Annotated in this window: 19 protein-coding genes and 1 pseudogene; 8 read left to right on the top strand and 12 right to left on the bottom strand. The window is 66.9% G+C overall.

All coding sequences use genetic code 11. From position 1 onward, the window contains the following. Nucleotides 1-23: 23 nt before the first annotated feature. The 4 genes and pseudogenes from arfA to leuS all read right to left on the bottom strand — a co-directional run. Nucleotides 24-173: pseudogene (gene arfA / locus ACW9UL_RS19680) on the bottom strand (alternative ribosome rescue factor ArfA); the annotation flags it as partial. A gap of 195 nt (nucleotides 174-368) precedes the next feature. Next, nucleotides 369-1,397, bottom strand: coding sequence for a DNA polymerase III subunit delta (gene holA / locus ACW9UL_RS19675; RefSeq protein WP_457788020.1), 1,029 nt, complete (start codon nucleotides 1,395-1,397; stop codon nucleotides 369-371). A gap of 58 nt (nucleotides 1,398-1,455) precedes the next feature. Beyond that, nucleotides 1,456-2,067: an LPS-assembly lipoprotein LptE gene (locus ACW9UL_RS19670; RefSeq protein WP_397497866.1), complete on the bottom strand. Its 612-nt coding sequence runs from the start codon at nucleotides 2,065-2,067 to the stop codon at nucleotides 1,456-1,458. A 54-nt stretch (nucleotides 2,068-2,121) separates the two neighbouring features. Further along, on the bottom strand, nucleotides 2,122-4,734 hold the full coding sequence (gene leuS / locus ACW9UL_RS19665; RefSeq protein WP_457788019.1) for a leucine--tRNA ligase: 2,613 nt from the start codon (nucleotides 4,732-4,734) through the stop codon (nucleotides 2,122-2,124). Between the two features lie 319 nt (nucleotides 4,735-5,053). On the opposite strand from leuS, the gene ACW9UL_RS19660 reads away from it, so the two are divergent. Together ACW9UL_RS19660 and ACW9UL_RS19655 are read left to right on the top strand one after the other, a co-directional pair. Next, nucleotides 5,054-5,482 carry a hypothetical protein gene (locus ACW9UL_RS19660; protein WP_122108952.1) on the top strand — a complete coding sequence of 143 codons (429 nt, stop codon included), beginning with the start codon at nucleotides 5,054-5,056 and terminating at the stop codon, nucleotides 5,480-5,482. A gap of 23 nt (nucleotides 5,483-5,505) precedes the next feature. Further along, nucleotides 5,506-6,276 carry a YdcF family protein gene (locus tag ACW9UL_RS19655; protein ID WP_457788018.1) on the top strand — a complete coding sequence of 257 codons (771 nt, stop codon included), beginning with the start codon at nucleotides 5,506-5,508 and terminating at the stop codon, nucleotides 6,274-6,276. 9 nt (nucleotides 6,277-6,285) lie between these two features. On the opposite strand, the gene ACW9UL_RS19650 is transcribed toward ACW9UL_RS19655, so the two are convergent. After that, nucleotides 6,286-7,410, bottom strand: coding sequence for a methyltransferase (locus ACW9UL_RS19650; protein WP_457788017.1), 1,125 nt, complete (start codon nucleotides 7,408-7,410; stop codon nucleotides 6,286-6,288). A 68-nt stretch (nucleotides 7,411-7,478) separates the two neighbouring features. Here ACW9UL_RS19650 and ACW9UL_RS19645 point away from each other — a divergent pair, with 68 nt between their 5' ends. Continuing rightward, nucleotides 7,479-8,255, top strand: a complete 777-nt coding sequence (locus tag ACW9UL_RS19645; protein WP_397497870.1) for a ferredoxin--NADP reductase — start codon at nucleotides 7,479-7,481, stop codon at nucleotides 8,253-8,255. A 1-nt stretch (nucleotide 8,256) separates the two neighbouring features. Here the strand turns inward: ACW9UL_RS19645 and ACW9UL_RS19640 are convergent, their stop codons facing one another. Next, nucleotides 8,257-9,282 carry a CNNM domain-containing protein gene (locus tag ACW9UL_RS19640; protein ID WP_457788016.1) on the bottom strand — a complete coding sequence of 342 codons (1,026 nt, stop codon included), beginning with the start codon at nucleotides 9,280-9,282 and terminating at the stop codon, nucleotides 8,257-8,259. A 423-nt stretch (nucleotides 9,283-9,705) separates the two neighbouring features. Here ACW9UL_RS19640 and ACW9UL_RS19635 point away from each other — a divergent pair, with 423 nt between their 5' ends. Further along, on the top strand, nucleotides 9,706-11,259 hold the full coding sequence (locus tag ACW9UL_RS19635; RefSeq protein WP_457788015.1) for a TerC family protein: 1,554 nt from the start codon (nucleotides 9,706-9,708) through the stop codon (nucleotides 11,257-11,259). 48 nt (nucleotides 11,260-11,307) lie between these two features. Here the strand turns inward: ACW9UL_RS19635 and mscL are convergent, their stop codons facing one another. After that, the gene (gene mscL / locus ACW9UL_RS19630) at nucleotides 11,308-11,721 is read right to left on the bottom strand and encodes a large-conductance mechanosensitive channel protein MscL (RefSeq protein ID WP_021445304.1); all 414 of its coding nucleotides are present in this window, start codon (nucleotides 11,719-11,721) and stop codon (nucleotides 11,308-11,310) included. Nucleotides 11,722-11,963: 242 nt separating this feature from the next. Between mscL and ACW9UL_RS19625 the strand changes: the two genes are divergently transcribed. Together ACW9UL_RS19625 and ACW9UL_RS19620 are read left to right on the top strand one after the other, a co-directional pair. Next, nucleotides 11,964-12,209 (top strand): HP1242/YdcH family protein, encoded by a 246-nt coding sequence (locus ACW9UL_RS19625; protein WP_021445303.1) that lies wholly within the window; start codon nucleotides 11,964-11,966, stop codon nucleotides 12,207-12,209. A gap of 79 nt (nucleotides 12,210-12,288) precedes the next feature. Further along, nucleotides 12,289-12,567, top strand: a complete 279-nt coding sequence (locus ACW9UL_RS19620) for an HP1242/YdcH family protein (RefSeq protein WP_457788014.1) — start codon at nucleotides 12,289-12,291, stop codon at nucleotides 12,565-12,567. Nucleotides 12,568-12,656: 89 nt separating this feature from the next. Here the strand turns inward: ACW9UL_RS19620 and ACW9UL_RS19615 are convergent, their stop codons facing one another. Beyond that, nucleotides 12,657-13,151: a GNAT family N-acetyltransferase gene (locus tag ACW9UL_RS19615; RefSeq protein WP_457788013.1), complete on the bottom strand. Its 495-nt coding sequence runs from the start codon at nucleotides 13,149-13,151 to the stop codon at nucleotides 12,657-12,659. A gap of 92 nt (nucleotides 13,152-13,243) precedes the next feature. On the opposite strand from ACW9UL_RS19615, the gene radA reads away from it, so the two are divergent. Next, nucleotides 13,244-14,605 (top strand): DNA repair protein RadA, encoded by a 1,362-nt coding sequence (gene radA, locus ACW9UL_RS19610; protein WP_122108958.1) that lies wholly within the window; start codon nucleotides 13,244-13,246, stop codon nucleotides 14,603-14,605. 122 nt (nucleotides 14,606-14,727) lie between these two features. On the opposite strand, the gene ACW9UL_RS19605 is transcribed toward radA, so the two are convergent. Continuing rightward, nucleotides 14,728-15,105, bottom strand: a complete 378-nt coding sequence (locus ACW9UL_RS19605; protein ID WP_397497874.1) for a PilZ domain-containing protein — start codon at nucleotides 15,103-15,105, stop codon at nucleotides 14,728-14,730. A 165-nt stretch (nucleotides 15,106-15,270) separates the two neighbouring features. Here ACW9UL_RS19605 and ACW9UL_RS19600 point away from each other — a divergent pair, with 165 nt between their 5' ends. Continuing rightward, nucleotides 15,271-15,777: a DUF3015 domain-containing protein gene (locus ACW9UL_RS19600; protein WP_397497875.1), complete on the top strand. Its 507-nt coding sequence runs from the start codon at nucleotides 15,271-15,273 to the stop codon at nucleotides 15,775-15,777. A gap of 59 nt (nucleotides 15,778-15,836) precedes the next feature. Here ACW9UL_RS19600 and glyA read toward each other — a convergent pair whose 3' ends face one another. The 3 genes from glyA to ACW9UL_RS19585 all read right to left on the bottom strand — a co-directional run bounded on the left by glyA (nucleotide 15,837) and on the right by ACW9UL_RS19585 (nucleotide 18,140). Further along, the gene (gene glyA, locus ACW9UL_RS19595) at nucleotides 15,837-17,090 is read right to left on the bottom strand and encodes a serine hydroxymethyltransferase (RefSeq protein WP_031303573.1); all 1,254 of its coding nucleotides are present in this window, start codon (nucleotides 17,088-17,090) and stop codon (nucleotides 15,837-15,839) included. Between the two features lie 196 nt (nucleotides 17,091-17,286). Beyond that, a complete protein-coding gene (locus ACW9UL_RS19590; RefSeq protein WP_397495971.1) occupies nucleotides 17,287-17,658 on the bottom strand; it encodes a thiol-disulfide oxidoreductase DCC family protein in 372 nt (123 codons plus the stop codon). Further along, the gene (locus ACW9UL_RS19585) at nucleotides 17,658-18,140 is read right to left on the bottom strand and encodes a YbaK/EbsC family protein (protein WP_457788012.1); all 483 of its coding nucleotides are present in this window, start codon (nucleotides 18,138-18,140) and stop codon (nucleotides 17,658-17,660) included. The genes ACW9UL_RS19590 and ACW9UL_RS19585 overlap by 1 nt, the downstream gene beginning before the upstream one ends. Nucleotides 18,141-18,164: the final 24 nt, after the last annotated feature.

Below are 18,164 nucleotides of genomic sequence, written 5' to 3'. Positions count from 1 at the left end.
GCCATCGACGCATTTTCCCGGCCCATAAAGCAAGAAGCCTCCCAGTTGTGCTGGGAGGCTTCGCGGCGGTAGCTGCCTTTGCCTTTCTGCGGTCGTTCCTGGCGGGAACGGAACAGGGGCTGGGCGACGATGGATTTGGCCTGGTTGGGCCGCTTTGCGGCTTTCTTGCTCATGCGGGTTCCTCTGCAGACCTGCGTGGATGCAGGCGTGGCGGACTATGCGCCGCTGTACAGAAAATGTCCAGGCAGGGTGCTAGTCGATACGCAGGCGCTGGCCAGCCAGTTGCAGCTCGTAGGGTGGGCTTTAGCCCACCAACGGTGGTCGGCGTGGGCTGAAACCCACCCTACAAGGAAGCAGGCCAGCAGGAATTACAGGCGCAGGCGCTGGCCGGCCAGTTGCAGGGTCAGCAGTGCCAGGTTGCTCCACGGGTCGCCGGCGGCCTGGCCCTTGATCTGCGCATCGATCTGCTGGGCCTGCTGCAGCAACTGGCCCCAGCGTTTGCTGCTGTGCCGCTGCAGTGCCTTGGAAACCAGCGGGCGGCGCTTGTCCCACACCGGCGGGCGGGCGCTGGCGAAGGCTTTGTCGAGCGGGATACCCTGGCTCTGCTGGTGGGCGATGCCGGCCAGCAGGCGAATCTCGCGCGCCAGCGCCCAGAGGATCACCGGGGTTTCCACGCCTTCGCCGCGCAGCCCTTCGAGCATGCGCAGGGCGTGCGCCGCATCGCCGGCCAGGGCGCAGTCGATCAGGCCGAAGACGTCGAAACGGGCGCTATCGGCCACCGCCGCCTGCACCGTCTCGGCGTCGACCTGATTGCCTTCGGCGAGCAGCTTGAGTTTCTCCACTTCCTGGGCGGCGGCCAGCAGGTTGCCTTCCACCCGGGCGGCGATCATCTCCACCGCATCGGCGCTGGCGCTGAGGCCCGCCTGGGCCAGGCGCTGGCGAATCCATTGCGGCAGCTGGTTGGCGTCCACCGGCCAGATCTGCACGAACTGGCTCACCTGGCCGTCGATCAGCGCCTTGGCCCACTTGGACTTCTGTGTGCTGCCGTCGAGCTTGGGCAGGGTCAGCAGCAGCACGGTGTCTTCCGGCGGCCGGGCGAGGTATTCGAGCAGGGCGGCCGTGCCCTTGTCGCCAGGCTTGCCGGACGGCAGGCGCAGTTCCAGCAGGCGCTTTTCGGCGAACAGCGACAGGCTGGCGCCGGCCTGCAGCAGGTTGCCCCAGTCGAAGTTGGCTTCGGCGTTGAACACCTGACGTTCGGCGAAGCCCTGCTGGCGGCAGGCGTTGCGGATGGCGTCGGCGGCCTCCTGGCACAGCAGCGGCTCGTCGCCGCTGACCGCGTAGACGGGCGCGAGCGAACCTTGCAGGTGTTTGCCGAGTTGCGCGGGGGCAAGCTTCATCGCGGTGATGTCATCGGAGGCGGGGAGGGCGTCGGGCCGCGGCGGCGGCCCGGGGGCCTTACTGGATCGGCAGTTCGATCGGCGACTGCTGCGGGGCGACCTCGGCCTCGCGTGCCCGGCGCGCGGCTTCCAGCGCTTCGGCCTCGGCCTTGGCGCGCGCCTCGGCGGTCTGCTGCAGCTGATCGAGCTGGGCCGGGGTGATCTGCTGCAGGTTCTGCGCCAGTTGCTGGATCAGCTCGCGACGCAGTTCGTTGCGCAGCTGGGCGGCCTCCTGGTCCGAACCGGTCAGGTTGTTGTCGTCCTGCTGGTAGTAGTTCTGCACCTCGACGCGGTTGCTGGTCAGCAGCAGGTTCTGCGCGCCGCGGATCTGGTACTCCAGGGCCATGACCAGTTCGTACTCGGCGGTACGGGCGCCGCTGGTGTAGCTGGCGCTGCGGCGGTTTTCGCTCTCGTTGCTCAGCACCAGGGTGTAGGGCGCGCCGGCGTAGACCTTGACGTCGTTGCTCTCGAGTACGTCGCGCAGTTGCTGCACGGTTTCGCCGTAGGCGTTGCGCGCGGTGACGTTGAGTTCCTTGAGGGCGAACTGTACGTCGCCGGTGCCACGCAGCTGGAAGCCGCACGCGCTGAGCAGGGCGGCCAGGCCGACGATCAGCAGATTCCGTTTCATCATTATCAAATCCCCTTGGCGGTTCCCGGCGCCGTGCGGCAATGGCGCCGAGCTTAATCAGTTGGCGACTATGTTGACCAGCTTGCCCGGCACGACTATGACCTTGCGAATCGCCAGGCCTTCGGTGAAACGCAGGACGTTGTCGTTGCTGCGGGCGGCGGCCTCGACTTCCTCGCGGCTGGCGTCGGCCGCAACGATGATCTCGCCGCGCAGCTTGCCGTTGACCTGCACCACCAGGGTCAGGCTGTCCTGCACCAGGGCGGACTCATCGAACTGCGGCCACTGCGCGTCGATCACCGCGTTGGCATGACCCAGGCGCTGCCACAGCTCGTGGCTGATGTGCGGGGTGATCGGTGCCAGCAGCAGGACGACGGTCTCCAGACCTTCGTGCAGCAGCGCGCGATCCTGTTCGCTCGCGGTGGCGGCCTTTTCCAGCACGTTCATCAGGGTCATCACCTGGGCGACGGCGGTGTTGAACTTGTGGTGCTGGCCGATATCGTTGCTGGCCTGCTTGATCGCCAGGTGGATGGCGCGGCGCACGGCCTTCTGCTCGTCGCTCAGCGTCGCGATATCCAGCTGGCCCGGCAGGCCGGCAGCGACATGGCTGTGAGCCAGGCGCCAGACGCGGCGCAGGAAGCGGTTGGCGCCCTCGATGCCGGAGTCGGACCATTCGCAGCTCATGTCGGGCGGCGAGGCGAACATCATGAACAGGCGGCAGGTGTCGGCGCCGTAGGCGTCGATCATCGCCTGCGGGTCGACGCCGTTGTTCTTCGACTTGGACATCTTCTCGGTGCCGCCGATTTCCACCGGCAAACCGTCGGACTTGAGGCGGGCACCTATGACCTTGGCCTTGGCGTCACGCTCGACTTCCACGTCGGCCGGGTTGAACCAGTCCTTGCCGCCGGTTTCCAGGGTGCGGTAGTAGGTCTCGGCGACCACCATGCCCTGGGTCAGCAGGTTCTTGAACGGTTCGTTGGACGACACCAGGCCTTCGTCGCGCATCAGCTTGTGGAAGAAGCGCGCATAGAGCAGGTGCAGGATGGCGTGCTCGATGCCGCCGATATATTGATCCACCGGCAGCCAGTGGTTGGCCGCGGCCGGGTCGACCATGCCCTGGGTGTAGCTCGGCGAGGCGTAGCGCGCGTAGTACCAGGAGCTTTCCACGAAGGTGTCCATGGTGTCGGTTTCGCGTTTGGCCGGCGCGCCGCATTTCGGGCAGCTGCACTGGTAGAACTCGGGCATCTTGGCCAGCGGCGAACCGGCGCCGTCCGGCACCACGTCTTCGGGCAGCACCACCGGCAGCTGGTCTTCCGGCACCGGCACGTCGCCGCAGGCGTCGCAGTGGATGATCGGGATCGGGCAGCCCCAGTAACGCTGGCGGCTGATGCCCCAGTCACGCAGGCGGAACTGGGTCTTGCGCGCGCCGTGGCCGGTCGCTTCCAGGTCGGCGACTATGGCGTCGAAGGCGGCGGTGAAGTCCTTGCCGTCGTACTTGCCGGAGTTGACGGTGGTCAGGCCGTCCTTGTCGGTGTACCAGGCCTGCCACTCGGCGCTGTCGTAGTCCTTGTCCGCGGCGGCGTAGACCTGCTGGATCGGCAGGTCGTACTTGTGGGCGAACTCGAAGTCGCGCTCGTCGTGCGCCGGCACGGCCATCACCGCGCCTTCGCCGTAGCCCCACAGCACGTAGTTGGCGACGAACACCGGCAGCTTTTGCTGGGTGAGCGGATGGATGACGAACTGGCCGGTGGCCAGGCCCTTCTTCTCCATGGTGGCCATGTCGGCCTCGGCCACGGAGCCGGCCTTGCACTCGGCGATAAAGGCGGCAATCGCTGGGTTGCCCGCAGCGGCGCGCTGCGCCAGCGGGTGCTCGGCGGCCACGGCGACGTAGGTGGCGCCCATCAGGGTGTCCGGACGGGTCGAATAGACCTTCAGCTGACCCTCGCTGCCGATGCTGGCGACGTCGTAGTCGAACACGATGTCGGCACCGAAACTCTTGCCGATCCAGTTGCGCTGCATGGTCTTGACCTGCTCGGGCCAGCCATCCAGCTCGTCCAGGCTGCTCAGCAGCTCATCGGCGTAAGCGGTGATCTTGAAGTAGTACATCGGGATTTCGCGCTTCTCGATCAGCGCACCCGAGCGCCAGCCGCGGCCGTCGATCACCTGCTCGTTGGCCAGTACGGTCTGGTCCACCGGGTCCCAGTTCACCGTGCCGTTCTTGCGGTAGATCACGCCCTTCTCGAACAGGCGGGTGAACAGCCACTGCTCCCAGCGGTAGTAATCCGGCTTGCAGGTGGTGACTTCGCGGGTCCAGTCGATGGCCAGGCCCAGCGATTTCAGCTGGGACTTCATGTACTCGATGTTCTCGTAGGTCCACTTCGCCGGCGCCACCTGGTTCTTCATCGCGGCGTTTTCCGCCGGCATGCCGAAGGCGTCCCAGCCCATCGGCTGCAGCACGTTCTTGCCCTGCATACGCTGGTAGCGGGCGATCACGTCGCCGATGGTGTAGTTGCGCACGTGGCCCATGTGCAGCTTGCCGCTGGGGTAGGGGAACATCGACAGGCAGTAGAAGGTGTCCTTGCCCGGCTGTTCGCTCACGACAAAGGATTTCTGCGCGTCCCAATGGGACTGCGCGGCGGCTTCGATTTCACGGGGCGAGTACTGTTCGTGCATGGCTCTGGCGCTGGCAAAGGGGCTTTAGAGGCTGCCTACGATCTTCTGGCTGTCGGCCATAGGGCGTTGGAAGCGCCCTCGAATGCTCATTTACCACTCGTAAACTGCGCTTTCTCGGCCACTTCCGCCTTGTCTGGCTCTAATCCAGAAGATCGTAAACAGGCTCTTACGGAAAGCGCCGTAGCATACATGAGCGCCGTCTGCCGAGGGAAACCCAGATTGCACGGCGCGCGCCGTTTGTCGCGGCGTCCGGCTGCTTGCGGGGCCTTCGCTAAGCTTTGCTTATGGGCCGCGGGTGTCGGGCCTCGCGAGGTGTTGGATGGGTGAACTGCGGCAAGTGGAGCGGGGCGGCGGCCTGTACGAGCGGCTATTGCAACGCCTTGCCCTGGCGCTCGAGGAAGCCGAGACCGCCAGTCGCTTGCACGCCGAGCCGATGCGCGAGCTGGAGCTGGACGGCCTGAGCCCTGCCGAGCTGGAACTGATCCGCGCCTACCTCAATCGCGACCTGCACTGGCTGCGCGGCTGGCATGCCGCCGCCGAGGAACTGGCGCTGATCCAGCGTCAGCCGCTGCGAGTCGGCAAGGCCGCCGGCGTTCGCCCGGTGGCCAAGGCCAAGCCACTGCTCAAGCGGCGTCAGGCGCTGTGTTGCGCGCTGTGCGGCACGCCGGTGAGCTGGCAGCGCGGTCAGGATGCCCAGGCCTGTCAGTCCTGTGGCTCGAAGCTGTTTCGCAGCGGCAATCCTCGCTAGGCTTGGGCACCCTGGAGGTGCCCATGCCGATTCGTTACATCCTCAAACAACTGCTGATGCCGCCCGGCGTGCTGGTGCTGCTCATCGTGCTCGCCTGGTGGTTACGCCGGCGCTTTCCGCGGCTGGCTGGCGCCTGCTTCGTCCTCGGCTGCGGCGGCCTGTGGCTGATGAGCCTGCCGCTCGTGGTGGAGTGGAGCGCGCGTCAGCTGGAGCGCGAGCCGGCGCTGAGCGCGGCGCAGTGGCCGGCGCTGGCGCAGCGCGCCGATGCCATCGTGATTCTCGGCGCCGGGCGCGAGCAGAACGATCCGGCCTGGGGCGGCGGCGACCAGCCCAGCACCCTGGCGCTCGAGCGGCTGCGCTACGCCGCGCGCCTGGCACGGGCCTCGGGCTTGCCGCTGGCGACCAGCGGCGGTCTGCACTACGGTCAGCCGCCCAGCGAGGCGGCGCTGATGGCCGAGACCCTGGCCAGCGACTACGGCCAGCCGGTGCGCTGGCTGGAGCAGCGCAGCCGCACCACCTGGGAGAACGCCCGCTTCAGCGCCGAGCTGCTGCAGCCGCAGGGTGTGCGCCGCGTGGTGCTGGTGACCCAGGCCTGGCACATGCCGCGGGCGCGCTGGTGTTTCGAGCAGGCCGGCCTCGAGGTGATCGCGGCGCCCATGGGCTTTCTCGGCGGCGGCAGCGCCAGGCCGCTGGGCGGCTGGCTGCCGGAGGCCAAGGCGGTGTGGCAGAGCGGCCAGTTGCTCAACGAGGCGCTGGGCTTGCTGCTCTATCCGCTGGCCTATGGGCGTCGGTGAGCGCGGCGCCTATTTCACCGCCTTGAGCACCACGAACTTGGGCGTCGCCGCCACCTGTTCGACGCCGCGGAACAGCCGTCCCAGCTTGGCGTGGTAGCCCAGGTGGCGGTTGCCGACTATCCACAGCTCGCCGCCTTTGACCAGCGCGGCGCGGGCCTGCTGGAACATGCGCCAGGCGAGAAAATCGCCGACCACCTGCTGCTGGTGGAAGGGTGGGTTGCACAGCACCAGGTCCAGCGACTCGGCCGGCTGCTCGGCCAGGCCGTCGCCGGCGCGGATCTCCACCGGCCGCTCGCCCAGGGCCGCCCGCCAGTTGTCCCGCGCCGACTGCACCGCCATGTACGACTCGTCCACCAGCGTCAGCTGCGCCTGCGGGCTGCCGAGGGCGTAGGCGATGCCGAGCACGCCGTTGCCGCAGCCCAGATCCGCCACGCGCAGGCGCCCGAGGTGGCGCGGCAGGTGCGGCAGGAAGGCGCGGGTGCCGATGTCCAGGCCCTCGCGGCAGAACAGATTGGCATGGTTGAGCAGCTCGATGGCCGGGTTGTCCAATCGGTAACGCGTCGGGTAGGGCGATGCGGGCGCTGCCTTGGTCTCGGGTGTGGCCAGCAGCAGACGCGCCTTCTTCAGTGCCAGCGAGGCCTGTACCGGGCCGATGTATCGTTCCAGCAGATCGCCGGCGGCGCGCGGCAGGTGCTTGACCATGGCGCCGGCCACCACCCGTGCGCCGGGGGCGAGCTGGCCGTGCAGGCGGATCAGCTGTTCCTCCAGCAGGGCCAGGGTCTTGGGCACGCGGATCAGCACCCAGTCGAACGGCCCCTGCGGCGTGTCGCTGGCCGGCACGAAGGTCACGGCGTCGCTGGCCAGGCCGTTGCGCGACAGGTTGTTGTCCAGGGCGATACGGCCCAGGTGCGAGTCGCCGCTGCTGGTCAGCCGGCACTGCCCGGCCAGCGAGCAGGCCAGGGCGCCGAAGCCGTCGTTGAGCAGCAGCACCACGTCGCTCGCGCCCAGGCCCTGCTCGTGCAGGTGCTTGAGCAGGTACTCGTCGGCGGCATCGAAGGCCTGCAGCGGTTCGTTCGGCTGATGCGGCTGGCGCAGCAGATCGAGCTGGGCGAAGGGGGTGTCGAGAATAGGCATGGAAACCGTCGGTGTTTGTCGCGCCCGCTTTGCGCGAGACTGCAGGGGAGTTGAGCAAAGGGGGAAGTATGACCGTCAGCGAAGAGAAGTTCACCCGCCAGGTCCTGACCGAGGTGCGTGTCTGGTCGCCCAGTCTGTTCAGCCTGCGCTGCACCCGCGACGCGGGGTTCCGCTTCCGTGCCGGACAGTTCGTCCGCCTCGGCGTGCGCAAGGCCAGCGGCTGCATCGTCTGGCGTGCCTATTCGATGGTGTCGGCGCCGCACGACGACTATCTGGAATTCTTCTCCATCGTCGTGCCCGGCGGCGAGTTCACCAGCGAGCTGAGCGGCCTTGCGCCCGGCGACGAGCTGCTGGTGGAGAAGCAGGCCACCGGCTTTCTCACCCTCGACCGCTTCGCCGATGGCCGCGACCTCTGGTTGATCGGCACCGGCACCGGGCTGGCGCCCTTCCTGTCGATCCTGCAGGACCTGGAGGTCTGGCAGCGCTTCGAGCGTATCGTCCTGGTGTACAGCGCCCGCGACCGCGGCGAGCTGGCCTATCAGGAGCTGATCGCCGATTTGCCGCGGCGCGAGTGGCTGGAGGGGGCGGGGCACAAGCTGCAGTACCTGCCGGTGGTCACCCGCGAGCAGGTGCCCGGGGCACTTCATGCGCGGGTCACCAGCCTGATCGAGAGCGGCGAGCTGGAACGTGCCGCCGGCCTGAAGCTTGCGCCCGAGCACTCGCGCATCATGCTCTGCGGCAACCCGCAGATGATCGAGGACACCCGCGCCGTGCTCAGGGCGCGCAACCTGAACCTGGCGCTGACCCGCCGCCCCGGGCAGGTGGCGGTGGAGAACTACTGGTAGTTCACTCCTCGCGGATCGCCTTGATGCGGTGCTCCCAGCGGCGCTTGGCGAAGCGGCGCATATTGGGGATGTCGTCGGTCTCGTCGAGGATCGGCTTGCCGATGATGGTCTCCATGATGTCTTCCAGGGTCACCAGGCCGCGCCAGCTGCCGAACTCGTCGTACACCAGGCACATGTGTTGGCGTTCCTGCATCAGCTGGGTCATCAGGTTTTCCACGTTCATGCTTTCCGGCACCACCTTGAGCGGCTTCATGATGCTGGTCACCGGTGCGGTGTCGTCCTCGGCGGCCAGGGCGTCGTAGCGGAACACCACGCCCAGTGGCGCTTCGTCCGCGCCTATCACCGGGTAGCGGGAGAACTGGCTCTGCTTGACCCGCGCCTTGAAGGCGCCGATCGAGTCGTCCGGGTCCGCCGATTCGCAGACGATGCGCGGGGTCATGATGTCGCGCAGCTTGATCTCGTGCAGGTCGAGGATATTGCTGATCACCCGCTGCTCGTCTTCGTCGAGCTTGCCCAGTTCGCGGCCGAGCAGGGTCAGCGCCTTGATCTCCTGGCGAATGTCGTGCTCCGGCTCCTTGCCGCCGAACAGGCGCATGATCAGGTCGGACATAACGATGAACGGCTTGAGCAGCAGGATCATGAAGCGCAGCAGGGCCGGCAGGAAGGGCGCCAGGGCGCGCCAGTAGCGGGCGCCGATGGTCTTCGGCAGGATCTCCGAGAGCACCAGGATCAGCAGGGTCATGATCGCCGAGGCGGCGCCGAGATAGCCGTCGCCGAAGACGATGGTCACCTGCGCGCCGACGCCGGTGGCGCCCACGGTATGGGCCACGGTGTTCAGCGTGAGGATGGCGGCCAGCGGCTGGTCGATCTTGTCTTTGAGCTCTTTCAGCCGCTCGTACAGCTTGGGGCGATCGACCTTCTGCTGGGCGATATAGCTGGGCGTCAGGGAAAGCAGGGCGGCTTCGAGGATGGAACAGATGAACGAAACCAGGATGGAGAGGACAGCGAACGCTATCAGGAGTGTCATGTGGGGGGAGTTGGTGGCGAATGGCCCTTCAATCTATAGGAAATGAGGCCGGAGAAGCGGACCGACCATTGGCAAGCTGCAACATTTCGTGTCTGTCAGCACTCGAATCGGCGCGGGACGGCGCCTATGGGCGTCCATGTAACGCCTGGTTACAAGTCGGGGCTTAGTCGCGTCGGTTCGCTGCAATAAGATCGTCGGCCCTGTTTTCTCTATCCGGTCTGTATGGACAGCGACAGTAGTCGACCGCCCTCGGCAACGTGCCCGAGGGCAGCCCATCCTGTAGGCGCCGCTGCCTGCAGCGTTCTACCCCAGCCCTTGCGCGCTGGTTCCCGTATCCCCCAGTCGAGTCTTCCCGTGCCGGTCGCGTGCCTGCATGGCGCTTTCGCCTGGGTTCGTTTCCCCTTCACAAGAGCATCCCTGTAAATGGAATGGATCGCCGATCCCACGGCCTGGTTGGGTCTGCTGACCCTGGTCGTCCTGGAAATCGTCCTCGGTATCGACAACCTGGTGTTTATCGCCATCCTCGCCGACAAGCTGCCGCCGCATCAGCGCGACCGCGCACGTCTGATCGGCCTGAGCCTGGCCCTGCTGATGCGCCTCGGCCTGCTGGCCAGCATCGCCTGGCTGGTGACCCTCACCGAGCCGCTGATCGAGGTGTTCGACAAGACCTTCTCCGGGCGCGACCTGATCATGCTCGGCGGCGGTATCTTCCTGCTGTTCAAGGCCACCATGGAGTTGCACGAGCGCCTCGAAGGGCGCAGCCACCAGGTCAGCGGCAGCCGCACCTACGCGCGCTTCTGGCCGGTGGTGGCGCAGATCATCGTGCTCGATGCGGTGTTCTCCCTGGACGCGGTGATCACCGCGGTGGGCATGGTCGAGCACCTGCAGGTGATGATGATCGCCGTGGTCATCTCCATGGCGCTGATGATGCTCGCCAGCAAGCCGCTGACCGCCTTCGTCAACGCCCGCCCGACGGTGATCATGCTGTGCCTGGGCTTCCTCATGATGATCGGCTTCAGCCTCACCGCCGAGGGCCTGGGGTTCCACATTCCCAAGGGCTACCTGTATGCGGCGATCGGCTTCTCGATCCTCATCGAGGTGTTCAACCAGCTCGCCCGCTCGCGCCGCAAGCGCCACCTGCAGGGCGAACGCGGCCTGCGCGAGCGCACTGCGCACGCGGTGCTGCGCCTGCTCGGCGGCAAGGTCGAGGCCGACGAGGTGGGCGAGGAGATCGCCGACATGCTCGAGGGCGGCCACGGCGAAACGGGGCTGTTCGACCGCCGCGAGCGGGTGATGATCCGCGGCGTGCTGGGCCTGGCCGAGCAGTCGATCAGCACGGCGATGACCGATCGCATGCAGGTCGACCGGATCGATCTGGACGCGCCCCTGGAGAAGATCCACCAGGCCCTGCTCGACTCGCCGCACTCGCGTTTGCTGGTCAGCCGTGCGGCGAGCGCCGACGAGCCGCTGGGCTATATCCACAAGAAGGAGCTGTTCAAGGAGCTGCTCAAGGGCGAGCAGCCGGACATCGAGAGCCTGGTGCGCACGCCGATCAACCTGCCGGACGGCGTCTCGGTGCTCGGCGCGCTGAAGCAGATGCGCCAGGCCTCGACCCATGTGGCCTTCGTGGTCAACGAGTTCGGCGGTTTCGAGGGCCTGCTGACCCTGACCGACATCCTCGAGGCGATTGCCGGCGAACTGCCGGATGCCAGCGAAGTGGACGGCCCGGAGATCGAGGACGTGGAGGGCGGCTACCGGGTCAACGGTGCGCTCAACCTGGCGGTGCTGCGCGAGCGACTGGGCTTCATCGCCGCCCCCTGCGACGACTACCAGACCCTGGCCGGCCTGGCCATGAGCCTGCTCGACCGCCTGCCGGTGCTGGGCGACCAACTGGAGTACGCCGACTGGCGCCTGACCGTCACCGAGGTCAAGGAGCGGCGGGTGAGCAAGTTGTTGCTGACGCCACCGCTCAGCTGAGCTACGACAAGGGCGCCAGAAGGCGCCCTTGTCGTTTCTCTGCCGGGGTTATTCCTTGCCCTGCTGCGCCTTGAGCAGGTCGCGGATCTCGCCGAGCAGCTCCTGCTCCTTGGTCGGCGCCGGCGGCGCGGCGGGGGCGGCTTCTTCCTCGCGCTTGAGCTTGTTGAGCACCTTGATGCCCATGAAGATGGCGAAGGCAACGATGGTGAAGTCGATGACGGTCTGGATGAACTTGCCGTAGCCCAGGGTCACCGCCGGCACCTCGCCCTCGGCGGCCTTGAGCACGATGGCCAGGTCGGAGAAATCCACCCCGCCGATGAGGATGCCCAGCGGCGGCATCACCACGTCGCCGACGAAGGACGAGACGATCTTGCCGAACGCCGCGCCGATGATGATGCCCACGGCCATGTCGACCACATTGCCCTTGACCGCGAAAGCCTTGAATTCGCTGAGGATGCTCATGCCTTACTCCCTTTGCCGATGCTGTTGCCAACTGTGTTTATAGCCTGCGATTGGGCCGCAGTCAGGTTGCAAAGGCAATATCGAAATAAGCGCCGCGTGCCGATGGCGCCTGTCACCAGCACGGGCGCGAGGCCCTGGGCAACACGGCCGCTCGTCTCGTCGAGGGCGAAATTCGCCGTCGGCCGAGCCGCCGAGCCGCAGCTCGACTAGGCTAATAAGGCCATCTCCTGGGAGGGACTTCCATGCCGCTCGAACATCATCCGCTGACTCGCGAATTTCCCCAACACAACGGCGCCCTGCGCCAGCTGATGCAGCACGATGCGCGCTTCGCCCGCATGGCCGAAGAATACGAAGAGCTGGACAAGCGCATCTACGAAATCGAGGACGGCCGCGTCGCCGTCGACGACCTGACCCTGCAGGGGCTCAAGCTGCAACGGGTCGGCCTGAAGGACGAGATCGCCAGCCTGCTGCGCGCCGCCGCGACCTAGGCGGCGCTTGACCCGGATCAACGAGCGGCGCCCGAGGTCGGTCTAGGCTGCGCGCAACCCCCAACCAAGGAGCTTGCGCATGCACGTCGACCATCACCCGCTGATCCACGACTTCCCCGAACACCGCGACGAACTGCAGCGCCTGCGCCGGCAGGACGCTCAGTTCGCCCGTCAGGCCGACGACTACGAGGCGCTGGACAAACGCATCTGCCGCATCGAGGACGGCATCGAACTGCTCGACGATAGCGCCCTCGGCGCCCTCAAGCACAGCCGCGTGGCGCTCAAGGACGAGCTGGCGCGCCAGCTCAAGCGCGCCGCCGGGCAGTGCTGCGGTTGCGGCAACGGCTGCAAGAGCTGACGCCATTCGCACAGGCGGCGCCGCGAAACCGGACACGGCCCTGGGCGCGCGGCGCCCTCCCGGCCGGCCGCCGCGCCTGCCGGCGCCGCTCAGTGCGTGGGCGGATTGATCAGGTAGCTGAGCAGGCCGTCCGCTTCATCCTCGCTCCAGATCTGTCGCGGCGGTCGCGGCAGCTCCTTGAACAGCTGTTCCCAGAAGGCGCACGCCAGTTCGTCCTGGCGGTAGAAACGCAGCAGCCAGGGGCTACCGTCGCCCAGCAGCTGGTGCACCAGGGCGCGGCCGATGCCCTGGCGGCGGTATTTCTTGAGGATGAACAGGTCGGCGAATTCCGCGGCGTCGATGCCCGGCAGTTCGCTGCGCTCGATCAGCAGGAAGCCGGCGATGAAGCCGTCGGCGAGAATCAGCTGCGCGCTCCAGCCCGGCTCCTGCCAGTAGCGCGCCAGGTGCGGCTCGTGGATATAGAAGCGGCCGTCGTTCTCGACCTCTTCCTGCTCCCAGTCCGAACTCTCGTAGGCGTAGAACTGGTAGAGATTGCGGATCAGGGGAAGCTGGTCGACAGCGGTGGGCAGCAGTTCGATCTGCATGGGGGCTCCAGGGAGCGGCTTGGCGGGTCTGTAAATTTATCCAGTTGTTCGGTATCGTTCCAGCCTTTGTTCAGCAGGCAGGACTGTCCCCCATGGCCAAGGCCAAGCGCATGTACGGCTGCACCGAGTGCGGCGCCACCTTCCCCAAATGGGCCGGGCAGTGCGGCGAGTGCGGGGCCTGGAATACCCTGGTGGAAACCGTGCTGGAAGGCGTCTCGGCGCCGAGCGGGCGCACCGGCTGGGCTGGCCAGCAGGCACAGATCAAGACCCTGGCCGAGGTCAGCGTCGAGGAGGTGCCGCGCTTTTCCACCGCCTCCGGCGAGCTGGACCGGGTGCTCGGCGGCGGCCTGGTGGACGGCTCGGTGGTGCTGATCGGCGGCGACCCCGGCATCGGCAAGTCGACCATCCTGCTGCAGACCCTGTGCAACATCGCCACGCGCTTTCCTGCGCTGTACGTCACCGGCGAGGAATCGCAGCAGCAGGTGGCCATGCGCGCCCGCCGCCTCGGCCTGCCCGAGGACCAGCTGAAGGTGATGACCGAGACCTGCATCGAGACCATCATCGCCACCGCGCGGGCAGAAAAGCCCAAGGTGATGGTCATCGACTCGATCCAGACCATCTTCACCGAGCAGCTGCAGTCGGCCCCCGGCGGTGTCGCCCAGGTGCGCGAGAGCGCCGCGCTCTTGGTGCGCTACGCCAAGCAGAGCGGCACGGCGATCTTCCTGGTCGGCCACGTGACCAAGGAGGGCGCCCTGGCCGGGCCACGCGTGCTCGAGCATATGGTCGACACCGTGCTGTATTTCGAGGGCGAGTCCGATGGCCGCCTGCGCCTGCTGCGCGCGGTGAAGAACCGTTTCGGCGCGATCAACGAGCTGGGCGTGTTCGGCATGACCGACAAGGGCCTCAAGGAGGTCACCAACCCCTCGGCGATCTTCCTTACCCGCGCCCAGGAGGAAGTGCCGGGCAGCGTGGTGATGGCCACCTGGGAAGGCACCCGGCCGATGCTGGTGGAGGTGCAGGCGCTGGTCGACACCAGCCATATGGCCAACCCGCGCCGGGTCACCCTGGGCCTGGACCAGAACCGCCTGGCCATGCTGCTGGCGGTGCTGCACCGCCACGGCGGCATCCCCACCTACGACCAGGACGTGTTCCTCAACGTGGTCGGCGGGGTCAAGGTGCTGGAAACCGCCTCCGACCTGGCGCTGATGGCGGCGGTGATCTCCAGCCTGCGCAACCGCCCGCTGCCGCACGATCTGCTGGTGTTCGGCGAGGTCGGCCTGTCCGGCGAGATCCGCCCGGTGCCGAGCGGCCAGGAACGGCTGAAGGAGGCGGCCAAGCACGGCTTCAAGCGCGCCATAGTGCCCAAGGGCAATGCGCCCAAGGAAGCGCCGGGCGGCCTTGCGATCATCGCCGTGACGCGCTTGGAGCAGGCGCTGGATGCCTTGTTCGAGTAGATCCGGGGCGTAGGTCGGGCCAGCGGCGTGGGCATTGATCCCGAGTCGACGGCGATTTCTGGCGCCGCGTCGGCAGGTGCGCCGCCGTGATGGGGATCGCTGCGCTCAACCCAGCCGAGCCGCTATGGCGTCTCGTCCTCGCCCAGCGCCGCCAGCTCGCGCTCCAGCAGGCTCTCGTCGCCCAGGTTCAGCTCCACCAGGCGGCGCAGGTGGCTGATGGAGTCCAGGTCGATATGCCGGCAGACGAAGCCCAGGTGATCCTGCTGGGTGCGGGTCAGCACCACTTCCATCTTCACCTGGGCCTCGCCGCCCAGGTCGATCTGCGCCTCGAACGGTTGGTCCGGGTCGCCGTTCCAGTCGCGCGGTTTCTTGATCATCAGGCCCTTGAGCGAGAGGTCGTGCAGAGCCGCCGTCCAGCGCCGTTCGCCCTGGGCGATTGCGATGGGCGCGTCGAAGGCGATGCGCTGAAAGCGCCGACGCTCGTTGGCTGATTCACTCATGCCCGTACTCCTGGAGGATTTCCATCACTATAGCCAAGGCTGCTGGCGGCGCGCTGCCGTTTGCCGCACGGCCCACGATTTGCGGGGGCGAGTTTGACAGCCTGGCAAGTGTCGCCAAAGCTCTTTGTGCGGTTTCCATTACCAAGACATTGCGGAGCAACAGATATGGACAAGCGACTGCTGAGCAGGGGTTTGATTGTGGGCGTGCTGAGCCTGGCCAGCACCGGGGCGTTCGCCAACGCCGCCGGCGGCAATGGCTGCGGCTGGGGCAACATGGTATTCGAAGGGCAGCGCGGTCTGGCCCCGCACCTGCTGGCCACCACCACCAACGGCACCTCGGGCAACGCCACCTTCGGCATGACCTCCGGCACCAACGGCTGCGACACCAGCGTGGCGATGGGCTATGGCGGCCGTTCGTGGCTGGCGATGAATGGCATGCTCGACTCCATCGCCGAAGACATGGCGGTCGGCCAGGGCGAAGCGCTGGACGCCTATGCCACCCTGCTGGGCATCGAGGCGCAGGACCGCGCGCATTTCGCCAAGGTCACCCACCAGAACTTCGGCAGCATCTTCTCCCAGGCCGACGTCACCAGCGAGCAGGTGCTGGCCGCGACCCTCGACGTGATGAGCCGCGACGCCCAGCTAGCGCGCTATGTGAAACAGCCGGCCTGATTCCGTTGGCCACAAAAAAGCCCGCCGAATTGGCGGGCTTTTTCATTCGCGGCTGAGGCTTAGTTGCCGTAGACCGGGAACTTGGCGCACAGCGCCTTGACCTGCTCGCGCACGCGGCCTTCGACTTCGTCGTTGCCGATGTTGGCCAGCACTTCGCAGATCCAGCCGGCCAGCTGGCGGCATTCCTCTTCCTTGAAACCGCGGGTGGTCACCGCCGGGGTGCCGATGCGCAGACCGGAGGTGACGAAGGGCGAGCGCGGATCGTTCGGCACGCTGTTCTTGTTCACGGTGATAAAGGCGCGGCCCAGGGCGGCGTCGGCGTCCTTACCGGTGATGTCCTGCTTGATCAGCGAGAGCAGGAACAGGTGGTTCTCGGTGCCGCCGGAAACCACGTCGTAGCCGTTGTCGATGAACACGCCGGCCATGGTCTGGGCGTTCTTGATCACCTGCGCCTGGTAGGCCTTGAACTCGGGCTGCAGGGCTTCCTTGAAGCACACGGCCTTGGCCGCGATGACGTGCTCCAGCGGGCCACCCTGGCCGCCGGGGAACACCGCGGAGTTGAACTTCTTCTCCAGCTCCTCGTTCTTGCGCGCCAGGATCAGGCCACCGCGCGGGCCGCGCAGGGTCTTGTGGGTGGTGGTGGTGACCACGTCGGCGAAGGGCACCGGGTTCGGGTACAGGCCGGCGGCGACCAGACCGGCGACGTGGGCCATGTCGACGAACAGGTAGGCACCGACCTTGTCGGCGATGGCGCGGAAACGCGGGAAGTCCAGCACCTGGGAGTAGGCGCTGAAGCCGGCGATGATCATCTTCGGCTTGTGCTCGACCGCCAGGCGCTCGACTTCGTCGTAGTCGATCAGGCCGGCGTCGGTGATGCCGTACTGCACGGCGTTGTAGATCTTGCCGGAGAAGCTGACGCTGGCGCCGTGGGTCAGGTGGCCGCCGTGGGCCAGGCTCATGCCCAGCACGGTGTCGCCGGCGTTGAGCAGGGCCATGTACACGGCCGAGTTGGCTTGCGAGCCGGAGTGTGGCTGGACGTTGGCGTAGTCGGCGCCGAACAGCTGCTTGGCGCGGTCGATGGCCAGCTGCTCGACCACGTCGACGTACTCGCAACCGCCGTAGTAGCGCTTGCCCGGGTAGCCTTCGGCGTACTTGTTGGTCAGCACGCTGCCCTGGGCTTCCATCACCGCCGGGCTGGTGTAGTTTTCCGAGGCGATCAGCTCGATATGTTCTTCCTGGCGCTGGGCTTCCTGCTCCATCGCGGCAAACAATTCGGCGTCATAACGAGCAAGGTTCAAATCACGGCTGAACATGGCATTCCCCTGAGAAAAATCAGCTGGGCGGTAGAAAGAGGGGGCGGATTCTACCGCAAAGGTCGCATTCAGGCATATGAAGGTCGGTCATGCGGCGGACAAATGGCCTTCATGGCGGGGGCGCTCCGCAGGCCATGGCCCGTTTTGCAGTTGCGTGTGCAGAAACCTGGCGCGAGAAGCGGGCGCCCGGGCCGCGCTACCAGTGCCGGCGCCAGCGGTTCCAGCGATACAGGGCGCGGGCGAACAGGTTGTAGGCGCGCTGCGCCAGCCAATGCAGGCCGGGCAGGCGCAGCAGGCGGGCCAGCCAGCGCTGGCCGCGGGTGTGGCGGAACAGCGCGGCGAAGGCGTCCACGCCGACCAGCACTTGGCCCTGCTCGTCGCGCAGGTGCAGGCGCTCGCGCACCGGCTCCAGAGCCTGGTTCAGCTCTTCGACCGTCTGCGGCTGCCGGTGCACGTCGACCCATTCCACCGGGCAGTCGCCGCCGGCCTGCATGCGCTTGCGCTGCGCCGCGATGCCGGCGTCGCACACCGGGCAGGCGCTGTTGTAGAACACCTTGAGCTTGGCCATCAGAGACAGGGCTCGGGTTCCACTTCCATACACACATCGATCCACTCGGCGTCGACCAACTCGGCCATGCGCTCGGGGGCGATGCGCACGGCGCTGTGGGTGGCGCCGGCGGCCGGCAGCACTTCGGCGAAGGCCAGCAGCGAGCGGTCGCAGTAGACGCTGAGCGGCGTGGCCAGGCCGAAGGGGCAGACGCCGCCGACCGGATGGCTGGTCAGTTCGACCACGGTCTGCGCATCGAGCATGCGCGCCTTGGCGCCGAAGCATTCCTTCATCTTGCGGTTGTCGATGCGCGCATCGCCGCGGGCGACGATCAGCACGTCGCGTTCGGCGATGCGAAAGGCCAGGGTCTTGGCGATCTGCCCCGGCGATACGCCGTGTGCCTCGGCAGCCAGGGCCACGGTGGCGGTGCTGGAGGGCAGCTCGATGATGTGGATGTCGGGCGCTTTGTCAGCGAGGAAGGCACGAACGGAGGCCAGGCTCATAAGGCGGTTCCCCAGGGCTGTCGA

The organism is Pseudomonas sp. PL-6, from assembly GCF_054110165.1.
Note: the sequence above shows the minus strand (reverse complement) of the source record. Positions and strands in the feature narration are given on the sequence as shown.

Coding starts and splice junctions, on each gene's coding strand:
- ACW9UL_RS19620 (WP_457788014.1), top strand. CDS start 12,289: ATGCACGTCGACCATCACCCGCTGATCCACGACTTCCCCGAACACCGC.
- ACW9UL_RS19600 (WP_397497875.1), top strand. CDS start 15,271: ATGGACAAGCGACTGCTGAGCAGGGGTTTGATTGTGGGCGTGCTGAGC.
- ACW9UL_RS19605 (WP_397497874.1), bottom strand. CDS start 15,105: ATGAGTGAATCAGCCAACGAGCGTCGGCGCTTTCAGCGCATCGCCTTC.
- ACW9UL_RS19635 (WP_457788015.1), top strand. CDS start 9,706: ATGGAATGGATCGCCGATCCCACGGCCTGGTTGGGTCTGCTGACCCTG.
- ACW9UL_RS19640 (WP_457788016.1), bottom strand. CDS start 9,282: ATGACACTCCTGATAGCGTTCGCTGTCCTCTCCATCCTGGTTTCGTTC.
- glyA (WP_031303573.1), bottom strand. CDS start 17,090: ATGTTCAGCCGTGATTTGAACCTTGCTCGTTATGACGCCGAATTGTTT.
- holA (WP_457788020.1), bottom strand. CDS start 1,397: ATGAAGCTTGCCCCCGCGCAACTCGGCAAACACCTGCAAGGTTCGCTC.
- mscL (WP_021445304.1), bottom strand. CDS start 11,721: ATGAGCATCCTCAGCGAATTCAAGGCTTTCGCGGTCAAGGGCAATGTG.
- ACW9UL_RS19645 (WP_397497870.1), top strand. CDS start 7,479: ATGACCGTCAGCGAAGAGAAGTTCACCCGCCAGGTCCTGACCGAGGTG.
- leuS (WP_457788019.1), bottom strand. CDS start 4,734: ATGCACGAACAGTACTCGCCCCGTGAAATCGAAGCCGCCGCGCAGTCC.
- radA (WP_122108958.1), top strand. CDS start 13,244: ATGGCCAAGGCCAAGCGCATGTACGGCTGCACCGAGTGCGGCGCCACC.
- ACW9UL_RS19585 (WP_457788012.1), bottom strand. CDS start 18,140: ATGAGCCTGGCCTCCGTTCGTGCCTTCCTCGCTGACAAAGCGCCCGAC.
- ACW9UL_RS19590 (WP_397495971.1), bottom strand. CDS start 17,658: ATGGCCAAGCTCAAGGTGTTCTACAACAGCGCCTGCCCGGTGTGCGAC.
- ACW9UL_RS19650 (WP_457788017.1), bottom strand. CDS start 7,410: ATGCCTATTCTCGACACCCCCTTCGCCCAGCTCGATCTGCTGCGCCAG.
- ACW9UL_RS19670 (WP_397497866.1), bottom strand. CDS start 2,067: ATGATGAAACGGAATCTGCTGATCGTCGGCCTGGCCGCCCTGCTCAGC.
- ACW9UL_RS19615 (WP_457788013.1), bottom strand. CDS start 13,151: ATGCAGATCGAACTGCTGCCCACCGCTGTCGACCAGCTTCCCCTGATC.
- ACW9UL_RS19660 (WP_122108952.1), top strand. CDS start 5,054: ATGGGTGAACTGCGGCAAGTGGAGCGGGGCGGCGGCCTGTACGAGCGG.
- ACW9UL_RS19655 (WP_457788018.1), top strand. CDS start 5,506: ATGCCGATTCGTTACATCCTCAAACAACTGCTGATGCCGCCCGGCGTG.
- ACW9UL_RS19625 (WP_021445303.1), top strand. CDS start 11,964: ATGCCGCTCGAACATCATCCGCTGACTCGCGAATTTCCCCAACACAAC.